The sequence below is a fragment of the Streptomyces sp. bgisy130 genome, from assembly GCF_057708345.1.
Window position 1 is genome coordinate 128215 of record NZ_JBYISA010000014.1, and the last position, 13544, is coordinate 141758.

Here is a 13544-nt window from a genome sequence, read left to right on the forward strand (position 1 = left end):
TCCCGTGGCTGCACAACCTCTCCAAGACATTGTCGAACCGGGCTGGGCCAAGGCACTTGAGCCCGTCGCCGGACGGATCGCCGCGATGGGTGATTTCCTGCGGGCGGAGATCGCCGCGGGACGCACCTATCTGCCGGCCGGCAACAACGTGCTGCGCGCCTTCCAACAGCCCTTCGACGAGGTGCGGGTCCTCATCGTCGGACAGGACCCCTACCCCACCCCGGGGCATGCGGTCGGGCTCAGCTTCTCCGTGGCGCCGGACGTCCGCCCGTTGCCCGGCAGCCTGGAGAACATCTTCCGCGAGCTGCACTCCGACCTCGGACTCCCCCGCCCCTCGAACGGCGATCTGACGCCGTGGACCCGCCAGGGCGTACTCCTGCTGAACAGGGCGCTGACGACGGCTCCCCGCAAGCCCGCCGCGCACCGCGGCAAGGGCTGGGAGGAGGTCACCGAGCAGGCCATCCGGGCGCTGGTGGCGCGCGGGCGCCCGCTGGTGTCGGTGCTGTGGGGGCGCGACGCCCGAAATCTGCGGCCGCTGCTCGGCGAGCTGCCGGCGGTCGAGTCCGCCCACCCCTCCCCGATGTCCGCCGACCGGGGCTTCTTCGGCTCGCGGCCCTTCAGTCGGGTGAACGAGCTCCTGGTGCGACAGGGCGCCCAGCCCGTCGACTGGAGGCTGCCCTGACTTCGGGCGATAGTGTGCCCCGCATGACGAATGCGAACATCCCTGCGGGTTGGTACGCCGACCCGCAGGGCACCCCCCACCAACTTCGCTGGTGGGACGGGTCCCAGTGGACGGAACACACCCACCCGGGACAACCGGCCGCGGCGCCCGCCCAGGGCCAGGCTCCACAGCCCGGCCCCCAACAGGCTCAGCAGGCGCCCGCGCAGCAGGCCACCCAGCAGCCCGCGCAGCAGCAGATGCCGCAGCAGTTCGCGCCGCAGCAGGCCGCGAAGGCGCCGGGCCAGGCACCGTATCCGGGTCCGCAGCAGGGCGGCGCGCCGCAGGGCCAGGGCTATGGCCACCCGCAGCAGGCGCCCGGACAACCGATGCCCGGTCAGCCGATGCAGCAGCCGTACGGGCAGCAGCCGATGGCGGGGCAGCCGGGCGGGAACCCGGCCGCCGTGCAGCAGCAGGTGCAGCAGAAGGCGGGCGTGGCGCCCGGCGGGCCGGGCGGTGGCACCCTGTTCACCGAACCGGTGCTGGTGGTCAACCAGAAGGCCAAGCTGATCGAGGTCACGAACGAGTACAGCGTCTTCGACCAGCACGGCAACACCCTGGGCGCGGTCGTCCAGGTCGGCCAGAGCACGGCCAAGAAGGTGCTCCGGGTGGTCTCCAGCCTCGATCAGTACATGACCCACAAGCTGGAGATCCGGGACGCGTACGGCCAGCCGCAGCTGCTGCTGACCCGGCCCGCGAAGATCATCAAGTCCAAGGTGCTCGTGCAGCGTCCGGACGGTTCGCCGGTCGGCGAGATCGTGCAGCAGAACGCCATCGGGAAGATCAACTTCGCGATGATGGTCAACGGCCAGCAGATCGGCGCCATCAAGGCGGAGAACTGGCGCGCCTGGAACTTCGCCATCGTGGACCACGCCGACACCGAGATCGCCCGGATCACCAAGACCTGGGAGGGCCTCGCCAAGACGATGTTCACGTCCGCGGACAACTACGTCCTCCAGATCCACCAGCAGCTGCCCGACCCGCTGCTGAGCCTGGTGGTCGCCACGGCCCTGACCGTCGACACCGCGCTCAAGCAGGACGCCCGCGGCTTTGGGTGAGCCGGCCGGCCACCGCCCGGACTCCCTCCGGGCCGGCCATGTCCTCGGCGTCGACTCGGGCGGCTCGGGGCTGCGGTGCGCCGTCGCACGCGCTGACGACGCCGAGGCCCGCCCGCTGGCCACCCGCGCCTCGGACGAGCCGGTGCGCACCGGCCCCGCGGGGATCGACGCGGAGCATCTGCTGTCCCAACTGCTGCCCGCCGCAGCGGAGTTGGCGCGGGAAGCGGGTGCGGACGGGTTCACCGCGGTGTGCGTGGGGGCGGCCGGTATGGCCACGCTCGGCGACGAGCTCCGCGCCCGGCTGCCGGGCGCGCTGGCGTCCGCGTTCGGGGCGCGGCGGGTCGCTCTCGCCGCGGACGCGGTCACCGCGTACGCCGGGGCGCTGGGCCAGCGGCCCGGTGCGGTGGTCGCCGCGGGCACCGGCATGATCGCCCTGGGCACCGACCTGACCCCGGAAGGCGGTTGGCGCCGCGCGGACGGCTGGGGCCATCTGCTGGGCGACTGCGGCGGCGGCGCCTGGATCGGCCGCGCCGGGCTGGAGGCCGCACTGCGCGCGTACGACGGGCGGCCGGGTGGCTCGGCGGCCCTGCTGGCGCGCGCGGAAGCGGTGTTCGGGCCGGTCGCGGGGCTGCCCGGGGCGCTCTACCCGCGCCCCGACCGGCCCGCCGTATTGGCCTCGTTCGCCCCGGAGGTCGCCCGCTGCGCCACCGGGGACGACGCGGTGGCCCTCGGCATCCTGCGGGCCGCGGCGGGCCATATCGCCGAGGCCGCGGCCGCGGTCTGCCCGCCGGGCGACGGCAGCACGGTGGCCTGGACCGGCGGGCTGTTCGGCATGGGCGAACCCCTGCTGGCTCCGCTGCGTGCGGCGCTCGCCGAGCGGCTGCCGCAGGCCCGTACGGCAGCCGCCGCCGGGAGCCCGCTGGACGGGGCGCTGACCCTCGCCGCGGCCCTGGCCGGCGACCGTCTGACGCTGCCCACGGATCGGAAGTTGTTGCAGATCACACGGCCTGCGCCGGGGTGACGCGCGGGATAAATCGGGACGGATACCGCTCCACCGAACCCTCCCTCCGCGCGGGGGTGGTCCGAGGCGTTAGCATGCGACGCCATGAGTTCCCCCACTGGGCCCGCACCTGGCTCGCCCGATTTTGACGCCGCCTCCCCGAGCCCGGGAGCCGCACCCGGTCTGCCGGTACGTATGCCGCGTCGGCAGTCCGGCCGCCACCGCAAGCCGGAGCCGCTCGCCGCACCCGAGGGCGCACCCGCCCTGGTGCTGGCCGTCCCCGGCTCCCCCTCCGCCGCCTCGCGCAGCCTGGCGGAGGAGGTTTCCAGCATCGCCCGCTCCGAACTCCCGGGCCTCGACGCCCGGATCGGCTATGTCGATGGTGGCGACGACGAGTTCCCGTCCCTGGAGGCCGTACTGGCGCACGCCGCCGCCCAGCACAAGGACCGGGTGGGCGCCGACGGACAGCCCGACCCCGGCCCCGCCGCTGTGGTGGTGCCGCTGCTGGCCGGTCCGGACAGCGCACTGCTGCGCCGGATACGCCAGGCGATGATGAACAGCGGTTCCGGCGCCGAGCTGACCGATGTCCTCGGCCCGCACCCGCTGCTCGCCGAGGCGCTGCACGTCCGGCTGTCCGAGGCCGGTCTGGCGCGGGCGGACCGCGCCCGGCTGTTCACGGTCGCCACGGCCGCGGACGGCATCATCCTCGCCACCGTGGGCGGCGAGGAGGCCGTACAGGCCGCCGGGATCACCGGCATGCTGCTCTCCGCGCGGCTCGCGGTGCCGGTACTGGCCGCCGCCCTGGACCAGGAGGGCGCCATCTCCCGTACGGCCGAGCAGCTGCGGGAATCCGGTTCGCAGCAGCTGGCGCTGGCTCCGTACCTGATCGGCCCGGAGATCAGCGACGGCCTGCTGGGGGCGGCTGCCGCGGAAGCCGGCTGCGCGTCGGCCGAGGCGCTGGGCGCCTACGGCACGGTGGGCCGGCTGGTGCTCTCGAACTACGCGGCGGCGGTGGGGATCAACCTTCCGACGCAGACGCAGGGGGTTCCGGTCCGCTAGTCAGGACCGGACACCGTTCTCCGAAGGGCCGTCCTCGCGCAGTGCGCGGGGGCGGCCCTTCGCCGTGTCCGGGCGGAGGGGATACGTCCGGTTCCGCTCCGGGCGGCGCAGACGCCCGCCAGAGGGCCCGGCAGGGCGAAGGGTGCGGTGCGGTCGGGCGCACGGCCGTACGTCCGCGAGAGACGCCCTCAGGACGGCTGCCGTCCCCCTGACGCGCCGACCGATGAGTCCGGGCATCCGACCAGGTCTAACGTCCCGTACAGACCATGCGCCGACCGCTCGTCCCTCGGGGGCGAGCGGGCTGCCCAGGAGGGAAGTTCATGTCGCACACGGATGTCGTCCGCGCCGCCTTCGCGGCCTATCTCGCCCAGGACCGCGCGGCCATGGACCGGTTGCTCGCCGAGGATTTCGTCTTCACCAGCCCGCAGGACGATCACATCGGCAAGGCCGCGTTCCTCGAAATCTGCTTTCCCACGGCGGACCGGCTCCGGTGGCAGGAGATCCTCGATGCCGTCGCGATCGATGCCGAGCAGGTCTTCGTCCGGTACGCGTACGAGCTGACGACGGGCGAGCGGCATCGCAATGTCGAGGTGATGACGGTGCGGGACGGCCGGGTCACCGAGACCCAGGTGTACTTCGGGGGGAGCTTCCCGCAGGGGTGAGGCGGCCGGGCCGGTCAGACGAAGACCACGCAGGAGGCGGCCGGTGCCGCCACGGATCCGCCCCGGGCCGGGATGCCGGTCGCCGGGTCGACGGTGAACCAGGTGACGTCGCCGGAGCGCTCGTTGGCGGCGTAGAGGTGCCGGCCGTCGGGGTGCAGCGCCAGGTCACGGGGCCAGTGGCCGCCGCAGGGGGCGGTGGTGACGAGCGTCGCGGTGTCGCCGGACGAACCTAGGGAGAGCACCGAGAGGCTGTCGTGGCCCCGGTTGGCGGCCCAGGCGAACCGGCCGTCCCGGGAGATGACCAGTTCGGAGGGGAAGGTGCCCTCCGTAGTGGCCCCGTCCGGGAGGAGGCGGGTCTCCCCCAGCGGCGTCAGCTTCCCCCGGCCGGCGTCCCAGCGGCAGACCGTCACCGTCGGATCGAGTTCATTGACGACATAGACACGGTCGCCACGCGGGTGGAAGGCGAGGTGGCGCGGGCCGCTGCCGGGCCGCAGGGCCGCCTCGGTGTGGACGGTCAGCGCCCCGTCGCCGGAGCCGAGGGCGCAGCTGCGTACCGAGTCGGTGCCCAGGTCGACGCTGAGCAGCCAGCGGCCGCCGGGGTCGGGCAGCACGGCATGGGCGTGCGGGCCCTCCTGGCGGTCGGTCCGCGGACCGCTGCCCTCGTGGGTGAGCACGGTGGCGGGGCCGGAGAGTGTGCCGTCGGCCCGTACGGGGAGCGTACTGACGCTGCCGGAGCTGTAGTTGGCGGTGATGAGCCGGCCGTCGGCCAGGGTGAGGTGGGTGGGGTCGGCGCCGTCCACGGGGACGGCGGGGCCGAGCAGCTCGGGGCCCCGTGGGGTGAGGGCGAAAGCGGCCGCGGCGCCGTCCGGGGTCTCGCTGACCGCGTAGAGGTACCGGCCGTCGGGGCTCGGCGCCAGGTAGGAGGGGTTGGGGACGGCGTCGGTGGAGTGCAGCGGGGTGAGGGCGCCGGACTCCGGGTCGACGGCCGCGGTGGTGATGCCGAGGCCGCCGGCCGTGGTGAACGATCCGATGTAGGCCCGCCGGCCGTTGACGCTCGTCCCCACTGGTCCGCCCTTCGTCCGCCTGCCCGTTGAGGTGCTGCGGCGACGCTAACAGGCAGGGGCTGGGCGTCCGGGGCGATGGCCGGTTCCCGCCATCGGCCCCGGACCGTAGGTACCCCGGAGGGCGCTCAGGACGCCGCAGGCCGCCGGGCCGCCGGGCCGCCGGTCAGGCGTCGACCAGCTCGGAGCGCGGGGAGCTGCGCAGGGGCGCGGAGAGTTCGGCCAGCGCCCGCTCCAGACCATGCAGATGGACGAGCGCGGGTTCCGCCGCGGGCGGCTGCGACACCGCCACGGCGGCGGCCGCCGGGTGGCGGGGGCTGCGCGGTGCGGTGAGGGCCTCGACGGCGGCTTCCACGCGCTGGCAGGCGGCGGTGAGCCGGGCGTCGTGGGAGGCCTCCGGGTCGGCGGCGATGGAGGCCAGCCCGCGGACCTCACGGGCGCAGTCGTCGAGCAGCGCCAGCACCTGCCGGGCCCGTTCCTTACGGGCGCGCAGCGGGCTGAGGGGGTGCACCAGCGGGGCGAGCGAGAGCCGTACCCGGCTCAGCAGCGGGGCGAGTTCGGCGACGTGCGGGGCGGGATCGGCGGTCGGGGAGCCGGCGAGGCGGGCGGCGGCCTCGGCGGTGCAGCGGTGGACACAGCGCAGCGCGCGCTCGATCCAGGCGTCGGTGGTGGCGTGAGTGGTGACGGGCAGCACGAAGAGCACGGCCAGTGCCGCGCCGAGCGCCCCGACGCCGGTCTCGGCGAGGCGCAGGGTGAGCAGCGCGGGGTCCAGCACGCCCAGCAGCCCGTACAGCAGCCCGGCCATCAGCGTCACCGCGAGCATCATCCAGGTGTAGGAGACCGCGGCCGTGTAGAAGATCCCGAAGACGCTGACCGCGACCAGGGCGAGCGTGGGGACGGGCGCGCCGTGCAGCGGGACGGCGACGACGAGACCGAGGGCGATGCCGAGCACCGTGCCGAGGGCCCGGCGGAAGCCGCGGACCAGGGTCTCACCGCGTGAGGTGGTGTTCACGAAGATCCACCAGGTGGCGCCGACGGCCCAGTACCACCGCTGCTCGGAGAGCAGCTGGCCGACGAGGAGGGCGAAGGCGCTGCCGGCGGTCGCCTGGATCGCCTGGCGGGTGGTCGCCCGGGCCAGCCCCCGGGCGCCCGGCGGGACGGGCACGGCCACCGGGGGCAGCCGGAGCTCGTAGCACCACACGGCGAAGCGGACGGTGGCGGCGGCGAGCAGCGCGAGGGTGACCGCGGTGTACAGCTCGGGCAGCTGGTCCGGCACCGTGTGCAGGAACTGTGTCGCGAAGAAGGTCATGAACGCGAACACGCCCAGGGCATGACCGCGCGGCCCCCAGCGGCGGGCGTAGACCCCCGCGCCCACGACGGCGACGAAGACCGCGTCCCGCGCCACCGGGTGGTCGTGCAGCAGCGCCGCGGCGGCGAGTACCGGGAAGCCGACCGCGGGCAGCAGTGCGGTGGTGACCAGCTGGCCGCGGACCGTGGCGTCGGTGACCGTGAAGAGGGCGAGCAGCGCGGCGAGACCGCCGGTGATGGCCGCGACGAGTGAGTGGCCGGTTAGCGCGCACACCGTGACCGCCAGGCCGATGCCGAGGACGGCCCGGGTGGCGCTGCGCAGCCGCAGCAGTCCCGGATCCGGAGCCACGAACACCCTCTTCAGCACAGCTTCCGCCCCTTCGACAAGCCCGCATGAAAAAGGCGCCGCGGGAGTCCGCAGCGCCATCGACAGGGCCATCACAGCATCATGTCGGCAGCTTGCTCAACAGAGGACGCGAACGCTGTGCCATTGGTACAGTCTCCTGGCCTCCCTGGCCGCCAGAAGGAGGCCAATGGGCAGGGGCGTGACCGAGGGTGACGGCTCCTTTTCAGCCACTCGTGAGGAGAGCGTTGACATGGCCGTGGACGTCCTGGACGCCAAGATCCTGCGGCTGCTGCTGGAGCAGCCGCGCACCAGCGTCCGGGAGTACGCACGCCTCCTCGGCGTCGCCCGGGGCACCGTGCAGGCGCGTCTCGACCGCCTCGAACGGGACGGGGTGATCACCGCCTACAGCCCCCGGTTGTCCCCCGCCGCGCTCGGCCACCCCGTCCTCGCCTTCGTCCACATCGAGGTCACCCAGGGGCATCTGGAGGAGGTGGCGGACGCGCTGGCGGAGGTGCCGCAGATCATCGAGGCGTTCTCGACGACCGGCGGCGGGGATCTGCTGACCCGGGTGGTGGCACGGGACGCGGCGCATCTGGAGGATGTGATCCAGCGGCTGATCAGCCTGCCGGGCGTGGTCCGCACCCGTACGGAGGTGGCGCTGCGGGAGCGGGTGCCGCACCGGATGCTGCCGTTGGTCGAGGCGGTGGGCGGCACCGGGCCGCGCTGAGCCGGGCCGCGCCGGGCCGCGCCGGGCCGCCGCTTGGCATCCTGGTGGGCATGAGCACCGCGGGACGATCCCCGCGCCCGGCGGTGGCCGGTGCCTCAACACCCGGCCACCGTCAGGCACTTCGTGCCCATGAGGGCGCTCAACGAGGGGGCGTCACTCCAGGCCGACGGACTTGCAGGCGGAGGCGATGCCCTCGCAGAGCAGGTCGGTCCGGACGGCGCCGTCGCGCACCACGGTGTTCTTCATATTCTTCTTGGTGACGATCTGCGCCTTGAACAGCTGGGCGGGGATACCGGACTTGCTCTTGCTGTCGGCGGTGGTCGCCGTCAGGGACTTGATGCTCTTGCCGCGCAGCAGACGGAAGGCGATTTCGGCGGCGGTTTCGGCCTCCGGCCGGACTTCCTTGTAAATGGTGAAGTACTGGGTTCCGGCTACCACCCGCTGTAGCGCGGGGAGTTCGGCGTCCTGGCCGCCGACCGGCACATTCTTGATACCGGCCGACTTGAGCGCCGCGGCGATGCCGCCCGCCATACCGTCATTGGCCGAGTAGACCGCGTCGAAGCCCTCCGCGCCGTGGGCGTTGATGACATCGGCCATCTCCTTCTTGGCCGCCGCGGCGGACCAGTCGGGGATGTCCTTCTCGAAGACGATCTTTTGCACCTTGCCGTCGAGGACCGCGTGGGCGCCCTTCTTGTAGGCCGGCGCATTCGGGTCGGTCGGCGAGCCGTTCATCATGACGACATCGGAAGTGGCCGCCTGGGAACCGAGGGCGGTGAGAATCCCCTGCCCCTGGAGCCGGCCGATCTTCTCGTTGTCGTAGGAGACATAGGCCGCGACATCACCCTCGGCGAGCCGGTCGTAGGCGATGACCTTGACGCCCTTCTTGGCGGCCGAGTCCACCCAGCTCTTGGCCGCCGCGGCGTCGACCGGGTCCAGAATGATGACCTTGACGCCCTTCTTCACCAGCGCGTCGAACTGGCTCTTCTGGGTATCGACCTGCTGCTCGGCATTGTGGTAATCGACCTTGCATTCAAGGCAAAGAGAGGCAACGCGCGAAGAAATGATACGGCGGTCGAACTTCTCATAGCGAGCCGCTTTGTTCTCCGGGAGCAGCAGTCCTATGGAGTCCTTGCCGACACCGGCATCCTGTGGTTCGCTTCCGCAGGCAGCCAAGGGTGCTGCCAGCGAAATCGCCACTGCGCCGGTGACGGCACGCCGCATTATTGCATTCATTTCCGGTACCTCCAAAGGGGCCGCCTGACCGGCCCAGAACGGCTGAAGTGAACGCCACCTGCGGCCCTACCGTCAAGAATCAAAGTCACAACGATATGAAAGCGAGTTGTGAGTTGACTCCCTGAACCGCCGTCATCCGGCGGGCGTTCCGGACAGTACCGAAAAGTTCAATTCGTTCCGTATCACTCCGGAACGTTCCACTTACCGGCCGGTCACCCGACCCGAATCCGGAAGGGTAACGGGCGGTAACACCACGCCCTTCCCCACCGATTGGCCCATCAACCAGGGCATATCAGCACGGAGTTGCACGAGCACGCCGGACCGCGAGCGCACGGGTGACACGATCGCCACCTTTCGTCCCACATGGCGGACCGCATGGAGCGCGGAAAAATAGATGCGGGGCACAACTTTCCGGCGGGGTCGCCGAGCCGCTGCGGCGCCGGCCCCCCAGCCCAGGACGGCCGCTGCACCGACCGCCGCCACCCCGATGGCAGGAAACCTCGCCGAATGGTTATCGGTCCCGCGCCGCAATCAAATCCAGCAACGGCAAAGGGAATTCCCGGGAATCTCATCAGCTTGATTTTCAGCCACGGATAACCCCGTCACGGGCGAACGCCGGGCGCCAACGGGCAACGGGCATCGAGCGGCCGCCACCCGGCCCGCCCACCGGCCGCCATCCGGCCGGCCGTCCCGTTCGATGAGATCCTGAGGAGGAGCGGGCGACCCGCCGATCCCCCGCAGACGCCGATGGGCGGCGGACGGCGCCCGATGCACCTGGGCACAGAGCAAGGTGACGGACATGAGCACGGCGTGGCAGCACACCCCCATCTCCGCCGACGGCCGGCTGGGGCTCGCGAACCAGCACCCCGGCCGCAGCGACCCGGCCTACCGGCGCCGTCGGGACGCCCTGGCCGCGCGGGCCGAAGGCCATCGGGTGGGGGCTCCCTACCCGGCCGTCGACTACACCGAGGACGAGCACCGCACCTGGCGGGCCGTACACCGGGCACTCGGCCCGGCACACCACGCCCACGCCTGCCGTGCGGTCCTGGACGCCGGCGAGGACGCGGGTATCCGCGGCGACCGGATCCCCCAGCACGCGGAGGTGAGCGCCGCCCTCACCGCCCGCACCGGATTCGCCTTCACACTGGCCGGCGGGGTGGTGCCCAATGAGCGGTTCCTGGGGGCGATGGAGCACGGCTACTTCCATGCCGTGCAGTTCGTCCGCCACCCCGCCGTCCCGCTGTACGCGCCCGAACCGGACGTTCTGCACGACGTCTTCGGGCATGGCGTCCATTTGTCGTGCGCGCGCCTCGCCCGGCTGTACCGGCTCATCGGACAGGCCGCCAACCGGACCGAAACCGCTGAGGCCCTCGACATCCTCAGCCGGGTCTACTGGTTCACCCTCGAATACGGGCTGATCACCGAGGCAGGCACCCCCAAAGCCTTCGGCGCCGCCCTTCTGTCGTCCTACGGCGAGATCGGTGCCCACGACGGGCGGATGATCCGCCCCCTGGACCTCCGCACCGCGGCCGCCACCCCGTACCGCATCTCCGGCTACCAGCCCGTCCTCTACACCGTCCGCTCCCTGGAACATCTCGAAGACGTCCTGGGTGCCTTCTGCGCGGACTTCGACGACGAGAGCGCGAGCCGCCTGCGCGTCCCGGCGCTCTCCCGCGACCGGGCGTAGCCGCCGCGTACCACCGGACGCCCGCCTGCCGGGTCAGCCGACCAGCCACCCGTGAGGCCGAGCACCGCCGAGCCGTCCAGGTCGCTGAACTTGGTGCCGTTGAACTCGCGCGCCCAGTCCGACGTCTGGAGGCGGAACGCGGGCCGGTCCGCGGTGAGCGCCTCCAGCACGGCCCCGGCGGCCTCGGCGGGAGTCTGCGCGCCGTTGGCGAACTGCGCGTGTTGTGCGCAGCGCGGTGGACGGGACTTGTCACTGTCGCCAGGATCTGCGGGGAGCACGCAGGTTCGGCGACGAGAGGCGGGACGTACGGATGGCGAAGCACTGGGCGGACTTCCAGTACGAGATCTACCTTCATGGCATGACGGGCGCCGTACCGCGGCTGCCGACGGATCTGACCCGGCTGGAGCGGCTCGCCGAGCAGCGGCTCGGGCCCGGCCCGGTCGGTTATGTGGCGGGCAGCGCGGGCACCGGCAGCACCGCTGTCGCCAACCGGGCCGCGCTGGACCGCCGGCGGATCGTCCCTCGGATGCTCCGCGATGTACAGGAACGCGATCTGTCCGTGGAGGTGTGCGGCCGCGCGCTGCCCGCGCCGCTGGCGCTCGCGCCGGTCGGGGTGCTGTCGATCATGCACCCGGATGCCGAGTCCGCCGCCGCCCGGGCCGCCGCGGCCCAGGGGGTGCCGTACGTCCTCTCCTCCGCCTCCAGCACACCCATGGAGGAGGTCGCCGAGGCGATGGGCGACGGGGAGCGGTGGTTCCAGCTGTACTGGGCGAAGGACCGCGAGGTCACCAGGAGCTTTCTGCACCGGGCGAAGGCGGCCGGCTACACCGCCCTGTTCGTCACGCTCGACACCCCGCTCCTCGCGTGGCGGCCGCGCGATCTCGACCAGGCCTATCTGCCGTTCCTGCACGGGGTGGGCACCGCCAACTACTTCAGTGACCCCGCGTTCCGGGCCGGGCTCGCCAAGCCGGTCCAGGAGGACCCGAACGCGGCGGTCAGGCACTTCGTGGGGATGTTCGCCGACCCCGCCAAAACCTGGCCGGACCTGGCGTTCCTGCGGGAGAACTGGGACGGCCCGATCGTGCTGAAGGGCATTCTGCACCCGGATGACGCGCTGCGGGCCGCCGAGGCCGGTGTGGACGGGGTGGTCGTCTCCAACCACGGCGGCCGCCAGGTGGCGGGCTCCGTCGCCGCCGCCGATGCGCTGCCCCGGGTCGTCGAAGCGGCCGCCGACCGGCTCACCGTGCTCTTCGACAGCGGTATCCGCACCGGCGACGACATCTTCAAGGCGCTCGCCCTGGGCGCGAAGTCGGTGCTGGTGGGGCGGCCTTACGCCTACGGGCTCGGCCTCGACGGACAGGCGGGCGTGGAGCATGTGCTGCGCTGTCTGCTCGCCGAGTTCGACCTCACGCTCGCCCTGTCCGGGCACTCCCGCCCCGCCACCCTGACCGCCGACGACCTGATCGAGGAGTCCGTATGACCAGCGCGCCGCACGCGGACCCGGCCCCGGAGCCGCAGCCCGTGAAGAACGTTCTCGCCGTGGTCTCGCCGCATGTCGGCGGCCGGAGCGCCGGAGCCGCGCTGGCCGGTCTGTTCCCCGGCCGGGCCCGGGTCACCGTCGTCGAGTCGGCCGACGAGGACCCGGCGGCGCTGCGCGAAGCGCACCTCCTGATCACCGGGCTGAGCCCGGTCACCGCCGCCCATCTCGCCGCCGCCCCGCGGCTGGAGCTCGTCCAGTGCGCCAGCCACGGCTTCGACTACGTCGACCTGGCCGCGGCCCGCGAGCGGGGCATCCCGGTCTGCAACATCGGCTCCAGCGGCGCGGAGAAGCAGAATGTGGCGGAGCAGACCTTCGCCCTGATGCTCGCCCTCGCCAAGCAGCTGGTCCCGGCCCATACGGCCCTGGTCGAGGCGGACTGGGCGCTGCCGCGGCTCCAGCAGTCGCTGACCGAACTGTCCGGCAAGACCCTCGGCATCATCGGTCTCGGCCACATCGGCGAGGAAGTCGCCCGCCGCGCCGTCGCGTTCGACATGACCATCGTCTATACGGGGCCGAGGCCCGCCGGACCGGAGACCGAGGCCCGTCTCGGCGGCGCCCGGCACCTGGACCTCGACGCACTGCTCCGCACCTCCGACTACGTCACCCTGCACGCCCCGCTCACCGACCGGACCCGCCACCTCCTCGACGCCGAACGCCTCGCCCTCCTCAAGCCCACCGCCTTCGTCATCAACACCGCACGCGGCGCCCTCATCGACCAGGACGCCCTCGCCGACGCCCTGGAGGCGGGCACCCTCGCCGGGGCCGGGCTCGATGTCTTCGACCCCGAACCGCCGACGGCGGCGCTGCGCCTGCTCAAGGCCCCGAATGTGGTGCTCTCCCCGCACGTCGCGGGCGTCACCCGGGAGACCCTGGTCCGTATCGCCCTGGCCGCGGTGCAGAACGTCGTCGGCCATCTGGAGGGCAGGCCACTGCGGGACGTCGTGTCGTGACGGCGGGGCGCCGGGTGGGTGCTCCTTTCTGAATTTCAGCCATTGTTCGGGGTGCCGCTCAGCGGGCTCGCACACCCGAGCGGGCGGTGCGGTGGCGCGTTCCTGGCGCGCCACCGCCATTTCTCGACACCCCCGACGGCTGCCCCCTCGGCGACTGGAGTAGCGTCCGCCCGGCATCGGCTCCGAGGCCCCACC

Annotated in this window: 12 protein-coding genes and 1 pseudogene; 9 read left to right on the forward strand and 4 right to left on the reverse strand. The window is 72.5% G+C overall.

Annotated elements, in window-relative coordinates; all coding sequences use genetic code 11:
• Nucleotides 1-4: 4 nt before the first annotated feature.
• From AC3EUV_RS20250 to AC3EUV_RS20270, 5 genes are all read left to right on the forward strand, one after another.
• Nucleotides 5-682, forward strand: a complete 678-nt coding sequence (locus AC3EUV_RS20250; RefSeq protein WP_042157913.1) for a uracil-DNA glycosylase — start codon at nt 5-7, stop codon at nt 680-682.
• Between the two features lie 23 nt (nt 683-705).
• On the forward strand, nt 706-1776 hold the full coding sequence (locus AC3EUV_RS20255; RefSeq protein ID WP_432142888.1) for an LURP-one-related family protein: 1071 nt from the start codon (nt 706-708) through the stop codon (nt 1774-1776).
• Entirely contained in the window at nt 1769-2797 is a 1029-nt protein-coding gene (locus AC3EUV_RS20260; protein ID WP_435603507.1) for an N-acetylglucosamine kinase, read from the forward strand. Before AC3EUV_RS20255 ends, AC3EUV_RS20260 begins: the two co-directional genes overlap by 8 nt.
• A gap of 84 nt (nt 2798-2881) precedes the next feature.
• Complete coding sequence (locus AC3EUV_RS20265; protein WP_432142886.1) at nt 2882-3835, forward strand: sirohydrochlorin chelatase; 954 nt, start codon at nt 2882-2884, stop codon at nt 3833-3835.
• Nucleotides 3836-4155: 320 nt separating this feature from the next.
• The gene (locus AC3EUV_RS20270) at nt 4156-4497 is read left to right on the forward strand and encodes a nuclear transport factor 2 family protein (protein ID WP_432142885.1); all 342 of its coding nucleotides are present in this window, start codon (nt 4156-4158) and stop codon (nt 4495-4497) included.
• A 14-nt stretch (nt 4498-4511) separates the two neighbouring features.
• On the opposite strand, the gene AC3EUV_RS20275 is transcribed toward AC3EUV_RS20270, so the two are convergent.
• Nucleotides 4512-5561, reverse strand: a complete 1050-nt coding sequence (locus AC3EUV_RS20275; RefSeq protein ID WP_435603508.1) for a lactonase family protein — start codon at nt 5559-5561, stop codon at nt 4512-4514.
• 163 nt (nt 5562-5724) lie between these two features.
• Nucleotides 5725-7233: an FUSC family protein gene (locus AC3EUV_RS20280; RefSeq protein WP_435603509.1), complete on the reverse strand. Its 1509-nt coding sequence runs from the start codon at nt 7231-7233 to the stop codon at nt 5725-5727.
• 229 nt (nt 7234-7462) lie between these two features.
• Between AC3EUV_RS20280 and AC3EUV_RS20285 the strand changes: the two genes are divergently transcribed.
• Nucleotides 7463-7939 (forward strand): Lrp/AsnC family transcriptional regulator, encoded by a 477-nt coding sequence (locus tag AC3EUV_RS20285; RefSeq protein ID WP_432142882.1) that lies wholly within the window; start codon nt 7463-7465, stop codon nt 7937-7939.
• A 153-nt stretch (nt 7940-8092) separates the two neighbouring features.
• Here AC3EUV_RS20285 and AC3EUV_RS20290 read toward each other — a convergent pair whose 3' ends face one another.
• Nucleotides 8093-9172, reverse strand: coding sequence for a sugar ABC transporter substrate-binding protein (locus AC3EUV_RS20290; RefSeq protein WP_432142881.1), 1080 nt, complete (start codon nt 9170-9172; stop codon nt 8093-8095).
• A 799-nt stretch (nt 9173-9971) separates the two neighbouring features.
• On the opposite strand from AC3EUV_RS20290, the gene AC3EUV_RS20295 reads away from it, so the two are divergent.
• Nucleotides 9972-10859: a phenylalanine 4-monooxygenase gene (locus AC3EUV_RS20295; RefSeq protein ID WP_432142880.1), complete on the forward strand. Its 888-nt coding sequence runs from the start codon at nt 9972-9974 to the stop codon at nt 10857-10859.
• 41 nt (nt 10860-10900) lie between these two features.
• Here the strand turns inward: AC3EUV_RS20295 and AC3EUV_RS20300 are convergent.
• Nucleotides 10901-11077, reverse strand: a pseudogene (locus tag AC3EUV_RS20300) (short-chain dehydrogenase); the annotation flags it as partial.
• A 92-nt stretch (nt 11078-11169) separates the two neighbouring features.
• Between AC3EUV_RS20300 and AC3EUV_RS20305 the strand changes: the two are divergent.
• Both AC3EUV_RS20305 and AC3EUV_RS20310 read left to right on the forward strand, forming a co-directional pair.
• A complete protein-coding gene (locus AC3EUV_RS20305; protein ID WP_435603510.1) occupies nt 11170-12339 on the forward strand; it encodes a lactate 2-monooxygenase in 1170 nt (389 codons plus the stop codon).
• Nucleotides 12336-13349, forward strand: coding sequence for a 2-hydroxyacid dehydrogenase (locus AC3EUV_RS20310; RefSeq protein ID WP_435603511.1), 1014 nt, complete (start codon nt 12336-12338; stop codon nt 13347-13349). The genes AC3EUV_RS20305 and AC3EUV_RS20310 overlap by 4 nt, the downstream gene beginning before the upstream one ends.
• The last annotated feature ends 195 nt before the right edge of the window (nt 13350-13544 follow it).